This window comes from Xanthomonas sp. WHRI 7065, from assembly GCF_040203115.2.
Classification (GTDB): Bacteria; Pseudomonadota; Gammaproteobacteria; order Xanthomonadales; family Xanthomonadaceae; genus Xanthomonas; species Xanthomonas arboricola.
On sequence record NZ_CP168194.1, the window covers coordinates 1,303,563 to 1,327,399 of the forward strand.

The 23,837-nt window shown below is 66.1% G+C and carries 24 protein-coding genes and 1 tRNA gene; 22 read left to right on the plus strand and 3 right to left on the minus strand.

Annotated elements, in window-relative coordinates; translation table 11 throughout:
• Positions 1-3: 3 nt before the first annotated feature.
• Both ABQY64_RS05695 and ABQY64_RS05700 read left to right on the plus strand, forming a co-directional pair.
• The gene (locus ABQY64_RS05695; protein ID WP_349779235.1) at positions 4-999 is read left to right on the plus strand and encodes a glycosyltransferase; all 996 of its coding nucleotides are present in this window, start codon (positions 4-6) and stop codon (positions 997-999) included.
• The gene (locus ABQY64_RS05700; protein ID WP_349779234.1) at positions 999-2,831 is read left to right on the plus strand and encodes a hypothetical protein; all 1,833 of its coding nucleotides are present in this window, start codon (positions 999-1,001) and stop codon (positions 2,829-2,831) included. Before ABQY64_RS05695 ends, ABQY64_RS05700 begins: the two co-directional genes overlap by 1 nt.
• Positions 2,832-2,932: 101 nt before the next feature.
• On the opposite strand, the gene ABQY64_RS05705 is transcribed toward ABQY64_RS05700, so the two are convergent.
• Entirely contained in the window at positions 2,933-3,508 is a 576-nt protein-coding gene (locus ABQY64_RS05705) for a nucleoside triphosphate pyrophosphatase (RefSeq protein WP_104570294.1), read from the minus strand.
• Between the two features lie 110 nt (positions 3,509-3,618).
• On the opposite strand from ABQY64_RS05705, the gene ABQY64_RS05710 reads away from it, so the two are divergent.
• From ABQY64_RS05710 to ABQY64_RS05770, 13 genes are all read left to right on the plus strand, one after another.
• Positions 3,619-4,128 (plus strand): YceD family protein, encoded by a 510-nt coding sequence (locus tag ABQY64_RS05710; protein ID WP_024938451.1) that lies wholly within the window; start codon positions 3,619-3,621, stop codon positions 4,126-4,128.
• A 97-nt stretch (positions 4,129-4,225) separates the two neighbouring features.
• Positions 4,226-4,420, plus strand: coding sequence for a 50S ribosomal protein L32 (gene rpmF, locus ABQY64_RS05715; protein WP_003483870.1), 195 nt, complete (start codon positions 4,226-4,228; stop codon positions 4,418-4,420).
• Positions 4,421-4,510: 90 nt separating this feature from the next.
• The gene (locus ABQY64_RS05720; protein WP_024938452.1) at positions 4,511-5,488 is read left to right on the plus strand and encodes a beta-ketoacyl-ACP synthase III; all 978 of its coding nucleotides are present in this window, start codon (positions 4,511-4,513) and stop codon (positions 5,486-5,488) included.
• A gap of 60 nt (positions 5,489-5,548) precedes the next feature.
• A complete protein-coding gene (locus ABQY64_RS05725) occupies positions 5,549-6,331 on the plus strand; it encodes a serine/threonine protein phosphatase (protein ID WP_349779233.1) in 783 nt (260 codons plus the stop codon).
• Between the two features lie 104 nt (positions 6,332-6,435).
• The gene (gene fabD / locus ABQY64_RS05730; RefSeq protein WP_024938453.1) at positions 6,436-7,380 is read left to right on the plus strand and encodes an ACP S-malonyltransferase; all 945 of its coding nucleotides are present in this window, start codon (positions 6,436-6,438) and stop codon (positions 7,378-7,380) included.
• Between the two features lie 82 nt (positions 7,381-7,462).
• Positions 7,463-8,206 carry a 3-oxoacyl-ACP reductase FabG gene (gene fabG, locus ABQY64_RS05735; RefSeq protein WP_016902515.1) on the plus strand — a complete coding sequence of 248 codons (744 nt, stop codon included), beginning with the start codon at positions 7,463-7,465 and terminating at the stop codon, positions 8,204-8,206.
• 155 nt (positions 8,207-8,361) lie between these two features.
• Complete coding sequence (gene acpP / locus ABQY64_RS05740) at positions 8,362-8,601, plus strand: acyl carrier protein (RefSeq protein ID WP_002814322.1); 240 nt, start codon at positions 8,362-8,364, stop codon at positions 8,599-8,601.
• Positions 8,602-8,742: 141 nt separating this feature from the next.
• Positions 8,743-9,978, plus strand: coding sequence for a beta-ketoacyl-ACP synthase II (fabF, locus tag ABQY64_RS05745; protein ID WP_024938455.1), 1,236 nt, complete (start codon positions 8,743-8,745; stop codon positions 9,976-9,978).
• Between the two features lie 181 nt (positions 9,979-10,159).
• Positions 10,160-11,515 carry an aminodeoxychorismate synthase component I gene (locus tag ABQY64_RS05750; protein ID WP_349779232.1) on the plus strand — a complete coding sequence of 452 codons (1,356 nt, stop codon included), beginning with the start codon at positions 10,160-10,162 and terminating at the stop codon, positions 11,513-11,515.
• Between the two features lie 60 nt (positions 11,516-11,575).
• Positions 11,576-12,640 (plus strand): endolytic transglycosylase MltG, encoded by a 1,065-nt coding sequence (gene mltG / locus ABQY64_RS05755; RefSeq protein ID WP_039530796.1) that lies wholly within the window; start codon positions 11,576-11,578, stop codon positions 12,638-12,640.
• The gene (locus ABQY64_RS05760; protein ID WP_039523908.1) at positions 12,637-13,596 is read left to right on the plus strand and encodes a DNA polymerase III subunit delta'; all 960 of its coding nucleotides are present in this window, start codon (positions 12,637-12,639) and stop codon (positions 13,594-13,596) included. Before mltG ends, ABQY64_RS05760 begins: the two co-directional genes overlap by 4 nt.
• Positions 13,593-13,946, plus strand: coding sequence for a PilZ domain-containing protein (locus ABQY64_RS05765; RefSeq protein ID WP_024938459.1), 354 nt, complete (start codon positions 13,593-13,595; stop codon positions 13,944-13,946). Before ABQY64_RS05760 ends, ABQY64_RS05765 begins: the two co-directional genes overlap by 4 nt.
• A 234-nt stretch (positions 13,947-14,180) precedes the next feature.
• A tRNA-Val gene (locus ABQY64_RS05770) sits at positions 14,181-14,255 on the plus strand.
• Here the strand turns inward: ABQY64_RS05770 and ABQY64_RS05775 are convergent.
• Positions 14,226-14,528, minus strand: coding sequence for a hypothetical protein (locus ABQY64_RS05775; protein ID WP_181118738.1), 303 nt, complete (start codon positions 14,526-14,528; stop codon positions 14,226-14,228). The two genes, ABQY64_RS05770 and ABQY64_RS05775, sit on opposite strands and share 30 nt — an antisense overlap.
• Positions 14,529-14,561: 33 nt before the next feature.
• Between ABQY64_RS05775 and ABQY64_RS05780 the strand changes: the two genes are divergently transcribed.
• A complete protein-coding gene (locus ABQY64_RS05780; RefSeq protein ID WP_039511350.1) occupies positions 14,562-14,888 on the plus strand; it encodes a hypothetical protein in 327 nt (108 codons plus the stop codon).
• 207 nt (positions 14,889-15,095) lie between these two features.
• On the opposite strand, the gene prpR is transcribed toward ABQY64_RS05780, so the two are convergent.
• Positions 15,096-16,697: a propionate catabolism operon regulatory protein PrpR gene (gene prpR, locus ABQY64_RS05785; protein ID WP_349779231.1), complete on the minus strand. Its 1,602-nt coding sequence runs from the start codon at positions 16,695-16,697 to the stop codon at positions 15,096-15,098.
• Positions 16,698-16,843: 146 nt separating this feature from the next.
• Here prpR and prpB point away from each other — a divergent pair, with 146 nt between their 5' ends.
• The 6 genes from prpB to prpF all read left to right on the plus strand — a co-directional run bounded on the left by prpB (position 16,844) and on the right by prpF (position 23,770).
• Complete coding sequence (prpB, locus tag ABQY64_RS05790) at positions 16,844-17,740, plus strand: methylisocitrate lyase (protein WP_006448401.1); 897 nt, start codon at positions 16,844-16,846, stop codon at positions 17,738-17,740.
• 75 nt (positions 17,741-17,815) lie between these two features.
• On the plus strand, positions 17,816-18,970 hold the full coding sequence (prpC, locus tag ABQY64_RS05795) for a 2-methylcitrate synthase (RefSeq protein ID WP_104573943.1): 1,155 nt from the start codon (positions 17,816-17,818) through the stop codon (positions 18,968-18,970).
• A 267-nt stretch (positions 18,971-19,237) separates the two neighbouring features.
• Positions 19,238-21,829 (plus strand): Fe/S-dependent 2-methylisocitrate dehydratase AcnD, encoded by a 2,592-nt coding sequence (gene acnD / locus ABQY64_RS05800; protein WP_349779230.1) that lies wholly within the window; start codon positions 19,238-19,240, stop codon positions 21,827-21,829.
• Positions 21,830-21,920: 91 nt separating this feature from the next.
• Positions 21,921-22,163: a type II toxin-antitoxin system ParD family antitoxin gene (locus ABQY64_RS05805; protein ID WP_029220676.1), complete on the plus strand. Its 243-nt coding sequence runs from the start codon at positions 21,921-21,923 to the stop codon at positions 22,161-22,163.
• 20 nt (positions 22,164-22,183) lie between these two features.
• Positions 22,184-22,477, plus strand: coding sequence for a type II toxin-antitoxin system RelE/ParE family toxin (locus ABQY64_RS05810; protein ID WP_349779229.1), 294 nt, complete (start codon positions 22,184-22,186; stop codon positions 22,475-22,477).
• Between the two features lie 93 nt (positions 22,478-22,570).
• Positions 22,571-23,770 carry a 2-methylaconitate cis-trans isomerase PrpF gene (prpF, locus tag ABQY64_RS05815; protein ID WP_349779228.1) on the plus strand — a complete coding sequence of 400 codons (1,200 nt, stop codon included), beginning with the start codon at positions 22,571-22,573 and terminating at the stop codon, positions 23,768-23,770.
• Positions 23,771-23,837 lie beyond the last annotated feature (67 nt).

Consider the following 23,837-nt stretch of genomic DNA (forward strand, 5'->3'; position numbering starts at 1 on the left):
GCAATGACCGACGCCATGACTGTTGTCTCTCCCGTGCCTGTGCCCGGGATCCGAATCGCCGTGCTGGTGCCCTGCCATAACGAGGCGGCGACGGTCGCCTCGGTGGTCGCTGCGTTTGCCGCTGCCTTGCCGGGCGCGGCGATCCATGTGCTGGACAACAATTCCAGCGACGCCACCGCGACGATCGCCGCAGCGGCCGGCGCGCAGGTGTGCCGCGTGGCGCTGCAGGGCAAGGGCAATGTGGTGCGGCGTGGATTTGCCGATGTGGAAGCGGACATCTATGTGCTGGTCGATGGCGATGCGACTTACGACGCGGCCGCCGCACCGGCGCTGGTGCGCAAGCTGATCGACGAGCGCCTGGACATGGTGGTCGGCGCGCGCCGCGATCAGCAGCAGGCCGCGTATCGGCCCGGTCATCGCATCGGCAACGTATTGCTGACGCGGTGCGCGGGGCTGCTGTTCGGCCGTAGTTTCGACGACATGCTGTCCGGCTATCGGGTGTTCTCGCGGCGCTACGTGAAATCCTTCGCTGCGCATGCGCAGGGATTCGAAACCGAAACCGAACTGGCCGTGCACGCATTGCAGTTGCGCATGCCGGTGGCCGAGGTCGAAACCGCCTACGGCGTGCGCCCGGAGGGCTCGCAAAGCAAGTTGAATACCTGGCGCGATGGTTGGCGCATCCTCACCACCATCGCCAAGTTGTTCAAGGCCGAGCGGCCGTTGTTGTTCTTCTCCATCGGCTTTGTGCTTAGCGCCACGTTGTCGATCGTGCTGGCGATTCCGTTGTTCGAAACCTATTTCCAGACCGGGCTGGTACCGCGGTTCCCCACGGCGATCCTGTGCGTGGCGTTGATGCTGCTGGGTTTCCTGCTGCTGGCGTGCGGGCTGATCCTGGACACGGTCACGCGTGGGCGCGTTGAGGCCAAGCATCTGGCGTATCTGGCCGAGCCGGGCGTCGCTACTGTTGTCGCTGCACGTGCACCTGGAGCCGCCCGCTGATGGCAGCTATCGCGACATCGACGCCGGTGGGCCGGCGGCAGCGGCTGTTGGGTTGGGCCGATCGCCATTTCGGCTTTCATTCGCCACGCCAGATCGCCGCGGCGGTGACGGCGGTCGTGCTGCTGGGCGCGCTGCTCTCGCTTGGGCTGGGCCAGGACGCCAACTGGGACCTGCGCAACTACCACCTCTACATCGGCGACGCTTGGGCACACGACCGGCTGGGCGTGGATCTGGCGCCGGCGCAGATGCAGAGTTACTTCAGCCCATTGCTCGATGTGCTGCATGCCTGGCTGATGCTGCAGCTTCCCGGGCCGGTGGCCGGGCTGCTACTGGGCGCCTTGCATGCACTGGTGTTCGTTCCGGTGGCGGCAGTGGCATGGCGCGTATTGGCCGGGCAAACGCGGCGCGCGCAATGGGCGCCGCTGCTTGCAGTGGCCGGCATGTGCAGCGCGGTGTTTCTGTCCGGGCTTGGCGGCACCATGGGCGACACCGCCAGCGCGATCCCGGTGCTGGCGGCGCTGGCGCTGGTGTTGTCGGCGCAGGCGCAGGCGCGGCAGGGCACGCATGCGGTGCATCGATGGGCCATTGCCGGCGCACTGATCGGCCTGGCCGTCTCGCTCAAGCTCACCAATGCGCTCTACGCGTTGGCGCTGGTGCCGGCGGTCCTGTGCGATGGCGGGCGGCTGCGTTCGCGCGTGCTGGGCCTTGGCGTGCTTTCCGGCGTTGCGGCGCTGGTGGTGGTGCTGGTGGCCGGGCCCTGGTATTGGCAGGTCTGGCAACACCTGGGCAATCCGCTGTTTCCGCAGTTCAACGGAGTCTTCAAATCGCCGCTGGCGCAGCCGGTGTCGATCGCCGATGTGCGGTGGCTGCCGCGCAATTTCGGCGAGCAGCTGATCTGGCCGCTGCTGTTTACCTTCAAGCCGCAGCGCATCGGCGATCTCGGTCTGGTGCAGGCCGGTTGGGCGGTGCTGTATGCGGTGACGCTGGTCGCTGCAGGGCGCGGGTTGCTGCGCCGGCCCGTGCGGCAGGTCGGGCTGGATCGCTCGGCCGTGGTCCTGCTGGTGTTCTTCGGCGTCGCCTACGCGCTGTGGCAGGCCATTTTCAGCATTCATCGCTATCTGGTGGTGCTGGAGCTGCTTGCACCGTTGCTGCTCTGGATCATGTGCCGGCACGCATTCGCCACACACGCCGATCGCAAGGCGGCCTGGTTGATCGGGCTATGCGCCCTGGTCGCGTTGGTCGGTTGGAAGGATTGGGGGCATGAAGCCTGGGCACGCGACAGCTTCCAGGTGCAGCAACCAATGATGGGCGAACCTGCCGCCTCCACGGTGTTGCTGGTCGGCGACGAGCCGCAATCCTGGCGGGTGCCGCTGCTTCCGCGGCAGGTGCGTTACATCGGTGTGGCGACGAATATCGCCGAGACCGACCAGTACCGGCAGCGCGTGCGCACGCTGATTGCCGAGCGGCCGCAGCTCTACGCCATGCTGGGCGCGGCGCGCGACAAGCAGCAGCTGCGGATCGACCGGATGAATCGCTGGGCGCAGCAGCTGGGGTGGAGCGTGCAACCGCAATGCACACGCCTGCGCTGGTTGATCGCGCGCGGCCTGCGCGCCGAACTGGATGCATCGCAGCCGGGCCGCTGCGTACTCCACGTTGCCAAGGGCAGGGCGCTGGACATCGCCGCCGCCGACCGTGCCGTGCGCGAGGCCGCGCAGCAGCGCCTGGCCGCGTACGGGCTGACGCTGGACCCTGCGCGTTGCCGCACGCTGTCCTCGCGCGTGGGGCAGGCCGATTATCCGTATCAGTTCTGTGAGCTGACTCGGCCCGATTAGGGCTGCGTGCGTGGGTGCAGGGATTGGGGATTGGGGAGTTTTGCTCGTGCCCGATTTTTTCCATGCGTGCGCGGCCTTCACTCCTGGTCGCACGGCAATTCTTACGGGATTTCGAACCCCGCCTGGCGCAACAGCCGTGCCAGCGCGATCAGCGGCAGACCGACCAGGGCGGTGGGGTCCTGCGAGCGAATGGCGTCGAACAGGCTGATCCCGAAGCCCTCGCACTTGAAGCTGCCGGCGCAATCTAGTGCTGGCTCGGCGGCCAGGTAGCGGTCGATCCCGGCGGGCGTCAGCGGGCGCAGCTGCACTTCGGTCAGGTCCAGCGCGTGCGCGGTGTGGCCAGGGCCGACCAGGCTCACTGCCGTATGGAAGCGCACCACGCGGCCGGACATCGCGGTCAGCTGCGCATGCGCCCGCTCCAGCGTGCCTGGTTTGCCCAGGGCCTGGCCATCCAGGTCGGCGACTTGGTCCGAACCGATCACCCAGGCGTCGGGCGCCTGCGCAGCCACCGCTGCTGCCTTTTCGGCAGCCAGTCGGCTGGCCAGCGCGTCCGGGCGCTCCCCGGGCTGCGCCTGTTCGTCGACCTCCGGCCGGGCGGTGGTGAAGTCCAGGCGCAGCCGGCCGAGCAACTCGCGCCGATAGACAGAGGTGGAGGCAAGAATCAGGCGTGGCATCATGGGGCGCTGGGCAGGACGGGCAGGGGAGTCTGCCAGCCTTGGCGCCTTGCGAGGCGCGTGAATAGGGGTATTTGACAGGGCGTCGGCGGATCTTTAACATTCTGCGGCTTATGTCCGCGAACGTACCCGAAATGCTGGATGCTTGGCGGATGGTCGCAGCGCGCAGGCGCTTCGATGGCCGCATCCCGCTCTCTGCGATGACCCGCCTGCAAGGGAGCTTGGTCGATACCGAGGGCGAGTGTGTCTATTCGCTCCAGTTCGATCATGACGACCTGCTGAAGGTCGCCTATGTCGAACTCAGTGTCGATGTCGAGCTTCCGCTGGCCTGCCAGCGCAGCCTGCAGCGTTTTCTGTATCCGGTGCAAATCAGACAGCGTCTTGGTTTGATCCGTGACGAAGCCGACGAAGCTGCGTTACCGGCCGAGTACGAGGCCTTGCTGGTGCCGGAAGATGGCATGCTGCGGGCCGCGGATCTGGTCGAGGACGAGCTGGTCCTGTCGATACCGGTGGTGCCGATGGCGCCGGGCAGCGAGGCCGTCGAGGCCGAGTGGGTTCCGACCCAGGAAGAGCAAGACAAGGCCAGTCCGTTCGCGGCGCTGGCAGCGTTCAAAAAACAGTAACCGCCGCTGTGAAGGGCGGAAAGACAGGTCGGCGCGGGCGTGAAGCGTCCTGTTCGACTCGACAGACAAGTTATCGAACTTAAGTTGGAGCAATCCCATGGCTGTGCAGAAATCCCGAGTTACCCCGTCGCGTCGCGGCCAGCGTCGTTCGCACGATGCCCTGACCGCCAAGCAGCTGTCGACCGATCCGACCAGCGGCGAGATCCATCTGCGCCACCACATCACCGCTGACGGTTACTACCGCGGCAAGAAGGTGATTGCGACCAAGTCGTCGGCCGTCCAAGAAGATTGATTCGTGGCACCCGGCGCGTTCGACGCCGCTGGGTGACCCTCGCTTCTTCCGGAGCCGCCGATCACCGCGGCTCTTGCAACAGGGAACAGTATGAGCAAGCGGATCTATTCCAGAATCGCGGGCACGGGTAGCTATTTGCCCGAAAAGGTGTTGACCAACGACGATATGTCCAAGATCGTCGACACCAGCGATGAATGGATCTTCTCGCGCACTGGTATCCGTGAGCGTCACATCGTCGCCGACGACCAGACCACCAGCGACCTGGCGTATTTCGCCTCGCTGAAGGCGATGGAAGCGGCCGGCGTCACCGCCGACGAGCTCGATCTGATCGTCGTCGGCACCACCACTCCGGACCTGATCTTCCCGTCCACTGCCTGCCTGTTGCAGGCGCGGTTGGGCAATGTCGGGTGTGGCGCGATGGACGTCAACGCCGCCTGCTCGGGCTTTGTCTACGCGCTCAGCGTGGCCGACAAGTTCGTGCGCAGCGGCGACGCCAAGACCGTGTTGGTGGTGGGCGCAGAAACCCTGACCCGCATCGTCGACTGGACCGACCGCACCACCTGCGTGCTGTTCGGCGATGGCGCTGGCGCGGTCGTGCTCAAGGCTGACGAAGACACCGGCATCCTCAGCACCCATCTGCATGCCGATGGCAGCAAGAAAGAGCTGCTGTGGGATCCGGTCGGCGTGTCGGTGGGCTTCGGTGAAGGCAAGAACGGCGGCGGCGCGTTGCTGATGAAGGGCAACGACGTGTTCAAGTACGCGGTCAAGGCGCTGGATTCGGTGGTCGACGAGACCCTGGCCGCCAATGGCTACGACAAGCACGACCTGGACTGGCTGATCCCGCACCAGGCCAACCTGCGCATCATCGAAGCCACCGCCAAGCGGCTGGATCTGCCGATGGAGCAGGTGGTCGTCACCGTGGATCGCCACGGCAATACCTCCTCGGCCTCGGTGCCGCTGGCGTTGGACGAAGCGGTGCGCTCCGGCCGCGTGCAGCGGGGTCAATTGCTGCTGCTGGAAGCGTTCGGTGGTGGATTTACCTGGGGCTCGGCGCTGCTGCGCTACTGAGTTCCGCAGGCAGCGCCGCGTCCGCCGGCGATGCCTGACAGCGTCAGGGACGGACCCGTTATGGCAGAACCCATCGTCATCGCCGGACAGCGCGTCTGGCTGAAGCAGTACCGCCGCGACAGCCGGGCGGTCTCGCTCGGAGCACTCAACTTCGTCGCCCGCCGCTGGGGCCTGGACGCCTTGCGTCCACCGCCGCACCGTGGCGGCGATGCCGCGCGCGATCTGGAAGCGCGCCGGCTCGGCGAACTGCAGGCGCAAGCGGTGAATGTGCCGCGCGTGGTCGGTTGCGGGCAGGCGGCCCTGGTGCTCAGCGACAACGGCCGTTCCTTTGCCAGCTGCCTGCGCGAGGCCGACGCGCCCGAGCGCGACCGCCTGATCGCGCTGGCGGTGGCGGCCATTGCCGCTGCCCATCGCGATGGCGCGTATTTCGGCCAGCCGCTTCCGCGCAACATGACCTTCGACGGGCAGGCGGTCGGCTTCATCGATTTCGAAGAAGACCCGCTGGAGGTGATGGACCTGGCGCAGGCCCAGGCGCGCGACTGGCTGGTGTTCGGCTACGGCGTGGCCAAGTACTACCGTGGCCGCCGCAAGGTGCTGCAGCGGTTGATGACGGGCGCCTTCGATGCGGCCGGCCCGGCGGTGGCGGCGCATGCGCATGTGGTGACCGGGCGCCTGCAGCGGTTTGCGCAGCTCACCGGTCGCCTGGGGCGCTCGGCCGGAGCGCTGGCGCGTGCCATTTTGGCCATCCATGCGGCGACCTCCCTGGCCGTGGTGCTGGTGCTGGTGATGTGCGTGGACTGGCTCGCCGATGGCGAAATGGACCTGCTCAACGCCTTGCTGTAAGTGCGCCGGCGGTCGCGCCGGACGGGCCTTGCATACGCGGCAGTACAGACGCCGGGGCGATTTCGCACGTATCATCCCGGCTCGATTTTTGTAGGCAGCAACGCGTGACCGAATCCACTCTTGCCTTCGTGTTCCCCGGCCAGGGCTCGCAGTCCCTGGGCATGCTGGCCGAACTGTCCGAGCTGCATCCGCAGATCCGCGAAACCTTCGCCGAAGCCTCCGAAGGCGCTGGCGTCGACTTGTGGGCGCTGTCCCAGGGCGGCCCGGAAGAGATGCTCAACCGCACCGAATACACCCAGCCGGCCTTGCTGGCCGCCGGCGTGGCCGTGTGGCGGCTGTGGAATGCGCAGCGCGGGCAGCGCCCGGCGGTCCTGGCCGGGCACAGCCTGGGCGAATACACCGCGCTGGTCGCTGCCGGCGCCCTGTCGCTGCACGACGGCGCGCACCTGGTGCGGCTGCGCGGCCAGTTCATGCAGGCCGCCGCGCCGGCCGGTGTCGGTGCGATGGCGGCGGTGCTGGGCGCCGAGGATGCGCTGGTGCTGGAGGTCTGTGCCGAGGCGGCAGGCAGCCAGGTGGTGGTGCCGGCCAATTTCAACTCGCCCGGTCAGATCGTGATCGGCGGCGATGCGGCGGCGGTGGATCGCGCGCTGGCCCTGCTGGCCGAGCGCGGCGTGCGCAAGGCGGTCAAGCTGGCGGTGAGCGTGCCCTCGCATACCCCGTTGATGCGCGATGCCGCCAACCAGCTCGCCGAAGCGATGGCCGGACTGAGCTGGCACGCGCCGCAGATTCCGGTGGTGCAGAACGTCGATGCGCGCGTGCACACCGGCAGCGATGCGATCCGCCAGGCGCTGGCCGAGCAGCTGTACCTGCCGGTGCAGTGGACCGGCTGCGTGCAGGCGCTGGCCGCCCAGGGCATCACCCGGGTCGCCGAATGCGGCCCCGGCAAGGTGTTGAGCGGGCTGATCAAGCGCATCGACAAAAGCCTGGACGCCCGTCCGCTGGCCACGCCTGCCGATTACGCCGGCGCGCTCGAGGCGTGGACGCACTGATTCGACGCACCTGCCGGCGCTGCCGGCAGCCCTCATCGTTCGCGGCTGCGGTCGCGAGCTCCCCACTCGAGGAACAGCATTCATGAGCAAGCCTCTGCAGGGCGAGATCGCCCTCGTCACCGGTGCCAGTCGCGGCATCGGCGCGGCCATCGCCGACACGCTGGCCGCCCAGGGCGCCACCGTGATCGGCACCGCGACCTCGGCCTCCGGCGCCGCGGCGATCGGCGCGCGCCTGGCTGCCCAGGGCGGCCACGGCCGCGAGCTCAACGTCACCGACGCCGCGGCGGTCGATGGCCTGATCGATGCGATCGGCAAGGAGTTCGGCGCGATCTCGATCCTGGTCAACAACGCCGGCATCACCCGCGACAACCTGTTGATGCGGATGAAGGACGACGACTGGCAGGCGATCATCGACACCAACCTGACCAGCGTGTTCCGCACCTCCAAGGCGGTGATGCGCGGCATGATGAAGGCGCGCAAGGGCCGCATCGTCAACATCGCCTCGGTGGTGGGCGTGACCGGCAACCCCGGCCAGACCAACTACGCTGCGGCCAAGGCCGGCATCATCGCGTTCTCCAAGTCGCTGGCCAAGGAAATCGGCTCGCGCGGGGTCACCGTGAATGTGGTGGCGCCCGGCTTCATCGATACCGACATGACCAAGGCGCTGCCGGAGGAGGCCAAGGCCGCCCTGCTGCAGCAGATCGCGCTCGGGCATCTGGGCGCGCCGGAAGACATCGCCAACGCGGTGGCGTTCCTGGCCGGCCCGAGCGCCGGTTACATCACCGGTGAGACCCTGCACGTCAACGGCGGCATGTACATGCCGTGAGCGTGCGGCGCCGGGAGGCGCTAAGTGGCTGATCGGCCGGGACTTGTGATGCAATGCAAGGCTCGGTCGCTTCCACTACACTATCCAACGCGGCCATCGCAGCCCGATGGCGTTTTTTTCGTACCACCACTACTCCATCTGGAGCGATATCCCCAATGAGCACCATCGAAGAACGCGTCAAGAAAATCGTCGTCGAACAACTCGGCGTCAAGGAAGAGGAAGTCACCACCAGCGCATCGTTCGTCGATGACCTGGGTGCCGACTCGCTGGACACCGTCGAGCTGGTGATGGCGCTGGAAGAAGAGTTCGAGTGCGAGATCCCGGACGAAGAGGCTGAGAAGATCACCTCGGTCCAGCAGGCGATCGACTACGTCAAGGCTCACGTCAAGAGCTGATGCGTTGTTCCTGACCGCGGTGGCGTGCGTCAAGCCGTTGCTGCGTCAGACATTCCATGGGGCCGCTGATGCGGCCCTGTGTTTTTCAAGCGTCATCCGCAAACCGCAAGCACCGTCCGTTCCGTGGTGAGGAGATCTGCAATGAGTCGTCGTGTTGTCGTTACCGGCATGGGCATGGTGTCGCCGCTAGGCAATGATCTGGCCACCAGCTGGGATGGAATCATCCACGGGCGCTCAGGCATCGGCCCGATCACGCAGATCGATGCCTCGCAGTTCACCACCAAGATCGCCGGCGAGATCAAGAATTTCGACCCCACGCTTTTTGTGTCCGCCAAGGACGTCAAGAAGATGGATTCGTTCATCCATTACGGTGTCGGCGCCTCGTTCATGGCGCTGGACGATTCCGGCCTGGAAATCGACGAAAGCAATGCCGAACGCGTTGGCGCCATTCTCGGCTCCGGCATCGGCGGGCTGCTCGGTATCGAAGAGCAGACCATCAAATTCCACGAGGGCGGCGCGCGCAAGATTTCGCCGTTCTATGTGCCCAGCACCATCATCAACATGCTGCCGGGCCAGGTCAGCCTGATCAAGGGCCTGAAAGGCCCGACCTTCTCGGCCGTATCGGCCTGCGCCACCTCCAACCATTCGATCGGCACCGCGATGCGCATGATCCAGCACGGCGACGCCGATGTGATGCTGGCCGGCGGCGCCGAGCGCGGCTCCTCGCCGAGTTCGGTGGGCGGCTTCTGCGCGATGAAGGCCATGTCCACCCGCAACGACGACCCGACCGGCGCCTCGCGTCCGTGGGACAAGCAGCGCGACGGCTTCGTGCTGGGCGACGGTGCCGGCGTGCTGGTGCTGGAAGAGTACGAACACGCCAAGGCGCGTGGCGCGCGCATCTATGCAGAACTGGTCGGCTTTGGCGCCAGCTCCGACGCCTTCCACATGACCGCACCGAGCGAAGACGGTGAGGGTGCGGCGCGCAGCATGGCCGCGGCGATGCGCGATGCCAAGCTCAATCCCGAGCAGATCGGCTACCTCAACGCGCACGGCACCTCCACGCCGCTGGGCGATCTGGCCGAGACCCTGGCGATGAAGCGCGCGCTTGGCGACCACGCCTACAAGACCATGGTCAGCTCGACCAAGTCGATGACCGGCCACCTGCTCGGCGCGGCCGGCGGCGTGGAAGCGATCTTCTCGGTGATGGCGCTGCATACCGGCATCATTCCGCCGACCATCAATCTGGAAGAGCCCAGCGAAGGCTGCGACCTGGATTACGTGCCGAACGTGGCGCGCGAGGTGCAGGTGGATGCGGTGATGTCCAACGGCTTCGGCTTCGGCGGCACCAACGGCACGCTGGTGTTCAAGCGCGTCTGACGTCCCGGCGCTGGTGTACCGCGAACAATGCTTCGCGGTACACGCCGCACGCAGGTTACGGCGGTCGGGCAGGGCGCGTGTACGCGGCCGAACGTCGCTCCGCGAGCTGATCCTTCTCTTCATGCGTGCCCTGCCTCCCCTGCAGGGCGGCGCCTCTTAGCACCCCACGCCCAACCGGCCGATGACGCTCACCAGACCCCTGCACGCCGACATCGACCTGCTGGCGCTGCATCGGCTGGCGCCGCAGCGGTATCCGGCACTGCTCGAATCCACCGCCTCCGGCACCGCGCACGGTCGCTGGGACGTATTGCTGCTGGCAGACGGCGCAAGCCTGCGGCTGGATGCCGATGGGCGCACGCGCGACGGCGATGGACGCGTGCTGGACGGCGGCTTTCTGCAGGCACTGGATGCGGCCTGGCAGGCCGAGCGCGTGCCGCACGATGCGACCAGCCCCTGGCCGTTTCGCGGCGGCTGGGCGGTATTGCTGGATTACGAACTGGCCGCGCAGGTCGAACCGATTCTGCAGTTGCCCACGCGCAGCGATGGCCTGCCGAGTGCACTGGCCTTGCGCGCGCCTGCCGCGGTGCTGCGCGACCGGGTGCAAGGCCGCTGCATCGCGCTGGCCGAGCCGGGCCGCGAGGATCTGCTGACCCGCATCGTCGAGGACATCGCCGCCTGCGCCGCATTGCCACCATTGCCCGGCTGGGTCGGGCCGCTGGCTGTTGATGAGGACGCGCCGGAGCGCTTCACCGATGCAGTGGAGCGCGTGCTCGATTATCTGCGCGCAGGCGATGTGTTCCAGGCCAATATCTCGCGCGCCTGGCATGCGAGGTTCGCCGCGGCGGTCGATCCGGCGGCGTTGCATGCGCGCCTGCGCGCGGCCAATCCCGCTCCGTTTGCCGGCCTGTTCGTCGCGGCAGGACGCGCGGTGGTGAGTTCCTCGCCGGAGCGGCTGGTGTCGGTGCAGGGCGATGTGGTGCAGACGCGCCCGATCGCCGGCACCCGCGCGCGCTTTGCCGGCGACGACGATGCCGCACGCATACGCGAGCTGGTCGGCCATCCGAAGGAGCGCGCCGAGCACGTCATGCTGATCGACCTGGAGCGCAACGACCTGGGACGCATCTGCGCGCCCGGCACGGTGGAGGTGGACGAGCTGATGGGCGTGGAAAGCTACGCGCATGTGCACCACATCGTCAGCAATGTGCGCGGCCGTCTGCGCGCCGACGTCACTCCGGGCGAGGCGATCGCCGCGGTGTTTCCCGGCGGCACCATCACCGGATGTCCGAAGGTGCGCTGCATGCAGATCATCGCCGAGCTCGAACGCACCGCGCGTGGGGCCTACACCGGCGCATTCGGCTGGCTCAATCGCGACGGCGACATGGATCTGAACATCCTGATCCGCACCGCCGAGGTGGCCGGGGAGCAGGTGCATTTCCGCACCGGCGCCGGGATCGTGGTGGATTCGGACCCGCAGCGCGAACTGGACGAGACCCGCGCCAAGGCGCGCGGCGTGCTGCGCGCCTTCGACCAGGCATGAGCGCTTCAACGGGACATCACCGGCGCGCGGTATCCTGCGCGGCGCTGGGGCAATGACGAGGTGCGTGTGGCGGTGACTGGCAAACGTGGATGTCTGGCTGTGCTGGGCACGGCCCTGTTGCTCGTGGCGCTGCTGGCGATTGCGGGGCTGGTGGCGTGGCGGCATTACCTGCACTTTGCCGACACACCGGTGAGCGCGAGCGCGCCCAGCGTGGTGATCGCGCCCGGCGATTCGCTCAAGGCCACGTTGCGCAAGTTGCGCGCCGCCGGCGTGGCGCAGGGCACCGATCTGGAATGGCAGTTGCTCGCGCGCCAGGTCGATGCGGCCGGCAAACTCAAGGTGGGCGAATACGCGCTGGCGCCGGCGCTGTCACCGCGCGAGCTGCTCGAACGCATGCGCCAGGGCCGGGTGATCCAGTACCGCTTCACCATCGTGGAAGGCTGGAATTTCCGCCAGCTGCGCGCCGCGATCGCCACCGCCACGCCGCTGCAGCAATCCATCGCTGCGCTGGACGATGCGGCGTTGATGGCGCGGCTGGGGTTCGCCAACCAGCACCCGGAAGGGCGCTTCCTGCCGGAAACCTATCTCTACCAGCGCGGCGACAGCGATCTGGACGTGCTCAAGCGTGCCCACCTGGCCATGGACAAGGCGCTGGCGCAGGCCTGGGAGCAGCGCGCGCCGGATCTGCCGCTCGGCTCGCCGGAACAGGCCTTGATCCTGGCCTCGATCATCGAAAAGGAAACCGCGCTGGGCTCGGAGCGCCCGTTGATTGCCGGCGTGTTCCTGCGCCGCCTGCAGCTGGGTATGAAGCTGCAGACCGACCCCACCGTGATCTACGGCATCGGCAGCAGTTACGACGGCAATATCCGTCGCCGCGACCTGACCACCGATACGCCGTACAACACCTACACGCGTACCGGCCTGACCCCGACGCCGATTGCCATGCCCGGCCGTGAGGCCTTGCTGGCGGCGGTGCGTCCGGCGCCAGGGAATGCCCTGTACTTCGTGGCGGTCGGCGATGGCACCGGCGCGCATGCGTTCTCGGCCACCCTGGCCGAACACAATGCCGCGGTGGCGCGTTACCTGCAGCGCCGTCGCCTGCCGCAACCGGAGTCCACTCCATGACCACTGCGTTTTCACCCTGGCAGCAGCGCGCCTACGACCAGACGCTGGCGGCACTGGACGCCGGCCGGCTCGGGCACGGCCTGCTGATCTGCGGGCCGGATGGCCTGGGCAAGCGTGCGGTGGCCCTGGCGCTGGCCGAGCACGTGCTGGCCAGCTCGCCGGACCCGGCGCTGGCGCAGCGCAGCCGGCAGCTGATCGCCGCTGGAACCCACCCGGACCTGCAGCTGATCTCGTTCATTCCCAACCGTACCGGCGACAAGCTGCGCACCGAGATCGTGATCGAGCAGGTACGCGAGATTTCGCAAAAGCTGTCGTTGACCCCGCAATACGGCATCGCCCAGATCGTGATCGTCGATCCGGCCGATGCGATCAATCGCGCCGCCTGCAACGCCTTGCTCAAGACGCTGGAAGAACCCTCGCCGGGGCGCTACCTGTGGTTGATCAGCGCGCAGCCGGCGCGCCTGCCGGCGACCATCCGCAGCCGCTGCCAGCGTCTGGAATTCAAGCTGCCGCCCGCGCACGAGGCGCTGGCCTGGCTACTGTCGCAAGGTGTCGACGAGCGGGCTGCACAGGAAGCGCTGGATGCCGCACGCGGTCATCCGGGGCTTGCGGCGCAGTGGCTGCGCGAGGATGGCCTGGCGGTGCGCCGCGCGGTGGCACAGGACCTGGAGCAGATCGCCGCAGGGCGCGCCAGCGCAGTGGATATTGCGCAGCGCTGGACCAACGACGGCCAGGCCGACCAACGCCTGCGCCACGCGGCAGACCTTGCGCTGGCACAGGCATCGGCCGGCTTGACCGATCCATCGCGGTTGCACAAGCTGGCGACCTGGTTCGACGCCGCCAATCGCACCCGCGACCTGCTGCGCACCACCGTCCGCGCCGATCTGGCGGTGACGGAATTGTTGCTGGCCTGGCGCGAGGGAGAGCGTCCGGCACGTTCTAGGGGAACTCGATGAGTGCAATGAATGCACGCCAGGGCATTTTGTCGCTGGCGTTGAAGGACAAGCCGGCGCTCTACAGCGCCTACATGCCGTTCGTGAAAGGCGGCGGTATCTTCGTACCCACGCCCAAGCGCTACATGCTCGGCGACGAAGTCTTCCTGCTGCTGACCCTGCCAGACTCCAGCGAGCGCCTGCCGGTGGCCGGCAAGGTGGTCTGGACCACCCCGGCCGGCGCGCAGGGCAACCGCGCCGCCGGCATCGGCGTGCAGTTCCCGGACGGCCCGGAAGGCGAGGGCGTGCGCAACAAGATCGAGATGTTGCTGGCGGGCCTGACGACCTCGGACAAGCCGACGCATACTATGTGAGGCGATGCGGTGGAGGCGGGTGCGCGTGATCGCAGCCGTGTTGGACGCGGGGCATCGAAGCTGAGTATCGGGCGTTTGAACGGCGCCGAATCGATCGCCGCGTCATCGCTGCAAGCTAGCGGGAATGCCGCGCCCGGTCACCGGAACGCGGCGTTTTCGACCGCATCATCATCGCAGTGGATGAACCTGTTGACGAGCGCCGCAGCTGCCCTATAATGTGCGGCTCGCGTCATCGGGCGGTTAGCTCAGCGGTAGAGCATTGCCTTCACACGGCAAGGGTCACAAGTTCGAACCTTGTACCGCCCACCATCGAAACCCAGCAACAGCAAGGGTTTCAGCGCGAGAAGAAGAGCCGGCCATGCGCCGGCTTTTTTGTTTTCCTGCAGTGTCCTGCAAAGCCTGGGCACCTGGCTCGGTTGAAATGCTGGTATGGACGTGGCCGATGCCGTCGAATCGTCGTTGTCGCCGACATCCGTGCGAGTCGAGTGCAGAGCCTGTTGATTCAGTGGTTTGTTCAAGTCGCTGACAGCCGTGTTCATCCGGTTGTGCCTGCTTGTTGCAGGCTCGGGAACGAATCGCCATCCTGCAATCCCCCGCGTTGAAGAAGGAGTGGCGATGAAGGCGCTGCTTGGAAGTGCTCTGGTTGCAATGATGTTGCTGGCGGGTTGTGCCCGTGACGTGGGCGAGCAGTACGTGGGCAAGTGGGTCAACATGAAGTCGGAGAAGAACGTGCTCAGCATCGAGCACAACGGCGAGAGCTTCATCATTCGCGACACCACGCCGGAGCTGCTGGGCGGTGGCGTCAGGACCAGGAATCATCCGGCGATCTTGAACAAGGGCGTGCTGCAGGTGTCCAACGCCGATGGCACGGTCAACTACGCGATCGACCAGGCGACCGGGCACCTGAGCACGGGCGATACCGAATACACGCGGGTCAAGTGATCGCTGCGCGCTCGCTCACTGGGCGAGTGCTGAGTGGCGTGCTGCATGTGCTGCGGGATCACACCACCAACGTCGCAGCGATCCCGTCGTGTAGATCGCATCGCATGCCCGGTCGCCGCTGACCGCCAGTCTTGCGTGCCAAAAACTCGCCGACCAACGTCTGCGCTTGCGGCCCGAGCGGGCGAAGCCAAAGCCCGCAGCTGCATCTCAAGCAGGCGATGCCGACGCGTGCGCCTGCATCCAGCGCCACAACGTCGTGCGCGAGACGCCGAGCGCCTGTGCGGCGAGGGCGCGATTGCCGTTTGCGCGATCGAGCGCGGCGCGTACTGCTGCGGCGGTGAGTTGCATGCGCGAGGTTGCAAGATCGCTGTGTTCGGGTGCCGCCACGCTGTCGCCAGTACGCATGTCAAACAGCTCGGGTGCCCAGCTTCGCAATTGATCCAGGCCCAGGCTGTCGTGCGGTTGGGCCTTCCAGTGGATGCACAGGCGTTCGACCAGGTTGCGTAGTTCGCGCACGTTGCCCGGCCAGGTGTGCTGTTGCAGCCGCTGCAGCGCTGCTGGAGACAATGGCGACGGCAGCGCGCCGAGTTGCTGGAAGTAATGTGCCAGCAACAAGGCGATCTCGTTGGGGCGGTCACGTAGCGGCGGCAGGGCGATGCGTAACGCCGCCAGGCGATAAAAAAGGTCGCGGCGGAAGCGCCCCTGTTCGACCAGGGCCTGCAATGGCTGCAGGCTGGCGGCGATGACGCGTACGTCGACGGAAACCGGCAGTGTGGCGCCGACACGCAGCACTTCGCGCTCTTCCAGCACGCGCAACAGGCGTGTCTGCAGCGGCATCGGCAGTTCGCCGATTTCGTCGAGAAACAGCGTGCCGTCCTGCGCGGCTTCGATCAGGCCGACATGGCCGCCGCGGCGTGCGCCGGTAAAGGCGCCGTCGCTGTAGCCGAACAATTCCGCTTCCAGCAGCGATTCGCTGATGGCGCCGCAGTTGATGGCGACAAAACGGCCGCGTCGTCTACTGCCGGCATGCAACTGGCGTGCGACCAGTTCCTTGCCTGTGCCGGTCTCGCCGCTGATCAAGACGGTGCCCGGATGCGGGGCGTACAGCTGCACCAGCTCGCGCACCTGCGCGATTGCGGCGTCTTCGCCAAGCAATGCGTCGGTGCGCCGCACCCGGCGCGTGCCGGTGCGGCTGGCGACGCGCTCGTTGCCGGGCGCGGTACCCAGCGCGATGGCGTGTTCGAGCGCCAGGCGGACCGAATCTGCCGAATACAGCAGCACGCCGGGTAAACCGGCCTGTTCGGCGAAATCGATCGCCATGCCGGTGCCGACGATGACCTGGATGCCGCTGGCGCGGAGGTCGGCAATGCAGTCGCGCGCGTCTTCGGCGGTGACGAAGCGGCGGTGCTCGATGTCGAGGTCGAAGCTGTCCTGGAAGGCGCGGAACGAGGGCACGTCGGTGGCATGGGTGACCACGCCGATACGCGGTGCGATGCGGCGTGCGCGCGCCAGCGCTTCCATTAGATCGAACCCGGTAGCCTGGATCGGCGCCAGTGGCAGTGCGAGCCGGCTGCGCAGATAGGCGGCATTGGAGCCGCCGGCGACCAGTACGTCGCAACGCTCGCGGCGCAGGCGCTGGCCGATGACCTCCACCGCCTCGGCAAAACCGAGGTTGATCTGCTCGATGCGCGCGCGCTGGTCGAACTCGGGGATGACGTCGGCCAGCAGGCCGGTCAGGCGAGAGACGCTGACGGTCCAGATGACCGGTGGAGATGGCTCCATCGGCTCGGTAAACCTGGGGCTGCGCATCGTTGGTGCCGCGTTGCAAAGATGTTGCATGCTGCGCGTTGCGTTTCAGATTTGCAACATATGGTTCGTTCTGGCCGAATGAAATCAATGGCTTGGCGTTGGCATGCCATTTGCGCCTAATTCCGCATCCCAACTCTGGAATCGCCATGACGTCCTCATCCACCGCTTCCGCCGGCACGCGCTTCCGCGCGGCGTTGGCTGCCGAATCGCCGCTGCAGGTGATCGGCGCGATCAATGCCAACCATGCGCTGCTGGCGCAGCGTGCCGGCTACCAGGCCATCTACCTGTCTGGCGGCGGTGTGGCGGCCGGTTCGCTGGGGCTACCGGACCTGGGCATCAATACGCTGGAAGACGTGCTGATCGACGTGCGCCGCATCACCGATGTCTGCGAGCTGCCGCTGCTGGTGGACGTGGACACCGGCTTTGGGCCGAGCGCGTTCAATATCGAGCGCACCATCAAGTCGCTGATCAAGGCGGGTGCAGCCGGCTGCCATATCGAGGACCAGGTCGGCGCCAAGCGTTGCGGGCATCGTCCGGGCAAGGAGATCGTCAGCCAGGCCGAAATGGTCGACCGGGTCAAGGCGGCAGCCGATGCCAAGACCGATCCGGCGTTCTTCCTGATTGCGCGCACCGATGCGATTCAGATGGAAGGCGTGGATGCGGCGATCGAACGTGCGATCGCCTGCGTGGAAGCCGGTGCCGACGGCATCTTTGCCGAAGCCGCGTACGACCTGGACACCTACAAGCGGTTTGTCGATGCAGTGGGCGTGCCGGTGCTGGCCAATATCACCGAGTTCGGCAAGACGCCGCTGTTCACGCGCGACCAGCTTGCGCAGGCCGGTGTGGCGATCCAGCTGTTTCCGCTGTCGGCATTTCGCGCGGCCAACAAGGCGGCCGAGGCGGTCTACACCGCGATCCGGCGCGATGGTCATCAGCAGGCCGTGCTGGACACCATGCAGACGCGCGAAGAGCTGTACGAGCGCATCGGCTACCACGGCTACGAGCAGCGCCTGGACGCGTTGTTTGCACGCAAAGGCGCATGATCGCGCCTTGCTGCGTGCAGGTTTGGCCACTTCTTCCGTGACACCGCAACACGACACCGTTTGGGAGCGCATCGCATGAACGACACCGTCAATTCCGGCTTCAAGCCGAAGAAATCCGTCGCACTGTCCGGCACTGCTGCAGGCAACACCGCGCTGTGCACGGTGGGCCGCAGCGGCAACGATCTGCATTACCGCGGCTACGACATCCTGGATCTGGCCACCACCAGCGAGTTCGAGGAAATTGCCTATCTGCTGGTGCACGGCAAGCTGCCCAACAACGGCGAACTGCGCGGCTACAAGGCCAAGCTGCGTTCGCTGCGCGGCGTGCCGGCGGCAGTGAAAACCGCACTGGAGCAGCTGCCGCCGTCGGCGCATCCGATGGATGTGATGCGCACTGGCGTGTCGGTGCTGGGTTGCCTGCAGCCGGAGAAGGACGATCACAATCATCCAGGCGCGCGCGATATCGCCGACAAGCTGATGGCCTCGCTGGGCTCGATGCTGCTGTACTGGTATCACTACAGCCACAACGGCAAGCGCATCGAGGTGGAAACCGACGACGACTCGATCGGCGGGCACTTCCTGCATCTGCTGCACGGGTTTGCACCGAAGGACTCGTGGGTGCGTGCGATGCACACCAGCCTGATCCTGTACGCCGAACACGAGTTCAATGCGTCCACGTTTGCAAGCCGGGTGATCGCCGGCACCGGCAGCGACATGTACAGCGCCATCGCCGGCGGCATCGGCGCGTTGCGCGGCCCCAAGCATGGTGGCGCCAACGAGGTGGCCTTCGAGGTGCAGAAGCGCTACGACACCCCGGACGAGGCCGAGGCCGACATCAAGGCGCGTGTGGAACGCAAGGAAGTGGTGATCGGCTTCGGGCACCCGGTCTACACCGTGTCCGATCCGCGCAACAAGGTGATCAAGGACGTGGCGCGCGAACTCTCTGACGAGCAGGGCAGCCGCAAGATGTACGACATCGCCGAGCGCCTGGAGACGGTGATGTGGGACATCAAGAAGATGTTCCCGAACCTGGATTGGTTCAGTGCGGTGAGCTACCACATGATGGGCGTGCCGACGGCGATGTTTACGCCGCTGTTCGTGCTGGCGCGCACTGCCGGGTGGAGCGCGCACATCATCGAGCAGCGCATGGACGGCAAGATCATTCGTCCCTCGGCCAATTACACCGGCCCGGAAGATCAGGTCTTCGTACCGCTGGATCAGCGTTCCTGAGGACGCGCCAGCGGTTGGATTAATCCGCTGATCGCCTTCGTTCAATGAAGGCGATCGAGCTCACGAAAGCGCAATGAGAGATGGCAAAAATCATCGGTGCCTGAAACCCTGATCCGATTCCCGATTCCCGATTCCCGATTCCCGATTCCCGATTCCCGATTCCCGATTCCCGATTTCCGATTTCCGATTTCCGATTTCCGATTTCCGATTTCCGAATCCCGAATCCCGAATCCCGAAATACCCCCGCCCGCTTCGATATCGCCAGCCATGAACAGCCAGTACCGCAAGCCCTTGCCGGGCACCTCGTTGGACTACTTCGATGCACGCGCCGCTGTGGATGCGCTGCAACCCGGCGCCTACGCAACGCTGCCGTACACCGCACGTGTGCATGCGGAGAATCTGGTGCGGCGCGCCGAACCGCAGATGCTGGAGGCCTACCTGCGCCAGCTGATCGAGCGCAAGCGCGACCTGGATTTTCCGTGGTTTCCGGCGCGGGTGGTCTGTCACGACATCCTGGGTCAGACCGCGCTGGTCGACCTGGCCGGGCTGCGCGATGCGATCGCCGAGCAGGGTGGCGACCCGGCGCAGGTCAACCCAGTGGTGCCGGTGCAGTTGATCGTCGATCACTCGCTGGCGGTGGAATACGCCGGTTTCGACAAGCAGGCCTTCGCCAAGAATCGCAGCGTTGAAGATCGGCGCAACGCCGACCGCTTCCACTTCATCGAGTGGACCAAGCGCGCATTCGAAAACATGGAAGTGATTCCGCCGGGCAACGGGATCATGCATCAGATTAATCTGGAGAAGATGTCGCCAGTGATCTATACGCTCGATGGTGTGGCGTTCCCCGATACCTGCGTAGGCACTGACAGCCACACCCCGCATGTGGATGCGCTGGGTGTGATCGCGGTGGGCGTGGGCGGGCTGGAAGCGGAAAACGTGATGCTGGGGCGCGCCTCGTGGATGCGCCTGCCCGACATCATCGGTGTGGAACTGCTGGGCCGGCCGGCGCCCGGCATCACCGCCACCGACATCGTGCTGGCCCTGACCGAGTTCCTGCGTCAGCAACGTGTGGTCGGTGCTTATCTGGAGTTCTATGGGGCCGGCGCCAGCGCGCTGACCATCGGCGATCGCGCGACCATCTCCAACATGACGCCGGAATTCGGCGCCACTGCGGCAATGTTCTATATCGATCAGCAGACGCTGGATTACCTGCGCCTGACCGGGCGCGAGGACGCACAGATCGCCTTGGTGGAGACCTACGCGCGCCAGACCGGCCTGTGGGCGGATGACCTGATCACAGCGCAATACGAGCGTGTGCTGCAGTTTGACCTGTCGAGCGTGGTGCGCAACATGGCCGGGCCGTCCAATCCGCACAAACGCGTGGCCACCAGCGAGCTGGCCGAGCGCGGCATTGCCGGCGTCTGGGAGGAGGTACCGGACCAGATGCCCGATGGCGCGGTGATCATCGCGGCAATCACCTCGTGCACCAATACCTCCAACCCGCGCAATGTCATTGCCGCAGGCTTGCTGGCGCGCAACGCGAATGCACGCGGATTGACGCGCAAACCCTGGGTGAAGAGTTCGCTGGCGCCGGGTTCCAAGGCGGTGCAGTTATACCTGGAAGAGGCCGGGTTGCTGGGCGAGCTGGAACAGCTGGGTTTCGGCATCGTCGCGTTTGCCTGCACCACCTGTAATGGCATGAGCGGTGCGCTGGACCCTGCGATCCAGCAGGAGATCATCGACCGCGATCTGTATGCCACCGCGGTGTTGTCGGGCAACCGTAATTTCGACGGGCGCATCCATCCGTATGCGAAACAGGCGTTTCTGGCATCGCCGCCGTTGGTGATCGCCTATGCCATCGCCGGCACGGTGCGCTTCGATATCGAAAAGGATGTGCTGGGCATCGATGCCGATGGCGTGGCGGTGACGCTTAAGGATCTATGGCCGAGCGATGCGGAGATCGATGCGGTGGTGGCGCGCAGCGTCAAGCCGGAGCACTTCCGCAGCGTCTACGACCCGATGTTCAAGCGCAGCGCGGGGCAGGGCATCCGCGTCAGTCCGTTGTACGACTGGCGGCCGGCCAGCACCTACATCCGGCGCCCGCCGTATTGGGAAGGCGCACTTGCCGGTGCACGCAGTTTGCAGGGCCTGCGCCCGTTGGCGGTGCTGGGCGATAACATCACCACCGACCATCTGTCGCCGTCGAATGCGATCCTGGCCGGCAGCGCGGCAGGCGAATACCTGGCGCAGATGGGCGTGCCGGAGGAAGACTTCAATTCCTACGCCACCCATCGCGGCGATCACCTCACCGCGCAGCGCGCCACTTTCGCCAACCCCAAACTGGTCAACGAAATGGCGGTGATCGATGGGCAGGTCACCGCCGGTTCGCTGGCGCGCCTGGAACCGGAAGGGCAGGTGCTGCGCATGTGGGAGGCGATCGAAGCCTACATGATGCGCAAGCAGCCGCTGATCATCATTGCCGGTGCCGATTACGGCCAGGGCTCCTCGCGCGACTGGGCCGCCAAAGGCGTGCGTCTGGCCGGCGTGGAGGTGATCGTGGCCGAAGGCTTCGAGCGGATTCACCGCACCAACCTGATCGGCATGGGCGTATTGCCGCTGGAGTTCAAGCCGGGCACCGATCGCAAGACGCTGGGCATCGACGGCAGCGAAACCTTCGATGTGGTCGGCGAGCGCACGCCGGGCGCCACGCTGACGCTGTCGATCCATCGGCGCAATGGCGAGCAGGTGCAGGTGCCGGTCACCTGCCGCCTGGACACCGCCGAAGAAGTGTCCATCTATGAGGCGGGCGGCGTGCTGCAACGGTTTGCGCAGGATTTTCTTGAGGCCTCGGCAGCTTGATGGCTTCGACGCCCGAGGACGCCAGGTCGCCCGCTTGCACCCACCCGTGCGGGCGCGCACACTTTGGCAATCTTTGCCATCAGGAGGTCGCATGGCCACGATGAATATCTCTTTGCCCGACGAGCTCAAGCAGTTCGTCGATCAGCAAGTCCAGGAGCATGCCTACGGTTCTAGCAGCGAGTACCTGCGCGAACTGATCCGCAAGCAACGCGATGTAGAACAGCTGCGTGGGTTGCTGCTGGATGGGGCCAACTCCGGGCCGGCCGTGGCAACGGAGCCTGATTTCTTCGACAAGATGCGTGAGCGCGCGCAGGCACGCGCTGCCAGCAAGTGAAGCCGGCGCGCTGGCGCCCGTTGGCGCTGCGCGACGTCGACGAAGCCGCTGCGTGGTATGGCGAACAAGCCGGGCTCGCGCTGGAACTGGCGTTTGCCGACGCGCTGGAGTCGGCGGTCAAGATGCTGATGCAGCACCCGGGTGTCGGTTCCAGCCGGCATGCGGTGCTGTTGAAGCTGCAGGACCTGCGGGCGTGGCCACTCAAGGGATTTCCCTATTTGATTTTCTACATCGAACGCGACACGGACATCGTCATCTGGCGTGTGCTGCAGATGCAGCGCGACATTCCTGCGTGGATGAGCGGCGACGCTTGAGCGGTTCAACGCAAGTTTTGCCTCAACTTTCCGGCAGCGCCGCAGTCAGTGCGTCTTCGCTGTGATCACGATCAACCGAGATAGACCAAGCCCATGACCCATCTCCCCCAACTCCGCATCCCGGCCACCTACATGCGTGGCGGCACCAGCAAGGGCGTGTTCTTTCGCCTGCAGGATCTGCCCGCTGCCGCGCAGCAGCCCGGGCCTGCGCGCGATGCGTTGCTGCTGCGGGTGATCGGCAGCCCCGATCCCTACGGCAAGCAGATTGATGGCATGGGCGGGGCGACTTCCAGCACCAGCAAAAGCGTGATCGTGTCGGCCAGCACGCGTGCCGGGCACGATGTGGACTACCTGTTCGGGCAGGTGTCCATCGACAAAGCGTTCGTGGACTGGAGCGGCAACTGCGGCAACCTGTCGGCGGCGGTGGGGCCGTTTGCGATCGCCAATGGCCTGGTCGATGCCGCGCGGGTGCCGCGCGATGGCGTGGCGACGGTGCGGATCTGGCAGGCCAATATCGGCAAGACCATCGTGGCGCATGTGCCGATGACCGGTGGCCAGGTGCAGGAAACCGGCGACTTCGAACTGGATGGGGTGACCTTTCCCGCGGCCGAAGTGCAGCTGGAATTTCTCGACCCGGCAGACGATGCCGAAGGCGAGGGCGGTGCGATGTTCCCCACCGGCCAACTGATCGATCAGCTGGAGATTCCCGGTCTGGGCACGATCGCCGCGACGCTGATCAATGCCGGCATCCCGACCATCTTCGTCAACGCGCGCGACCTGGGCTATACCGGTACCGAGCTGCAGGAAGCGATCAATGGCGACCCGCGTGCATTGACGATGTTCGAGACCCTGCGTGCGCACGGCGCGGTGCGGATGGGCTTGATTGCGAAGGTGGAAGACGCAGCGACGCGGCAGCACACGCCGAAGGTGGCGTTCGTGGCGCCGCCGGCCGATTACACCGCCTCCAGCGGCAGGCCGGTGCATGCCGCCGAGCTCGATCTGCTGGTGCGCGCGATGTCGATGGGCAAGTTGCATCACGCCATGATGGGCACCGCCGCGGTGGCGATCGGCACTGCAGCCGCGGTGCCCGGCACCCTGGTCAATCTGGCGGCGGGCGGCGCGGCGCGTTCTGCGGTGCGCTTCGGGCATCCCTCCGGGACCTTGCGCGTCGGTGCCGAGGCGCAGCTGGTGGACGGGCAGTGGCAGGTGACCAAGGCACTGATGAGCCGCAGTGCGCGGGTGCTGATGGAAGGCTGGGTGCGGGTGCCGGTCGATGCCGCCGGGGGCGGCTGATCGCCCACTGAGACCGGGCAGGCCCCAACGCACAAATTGCATGCGCGTGTTGCATTAATTCGAACGC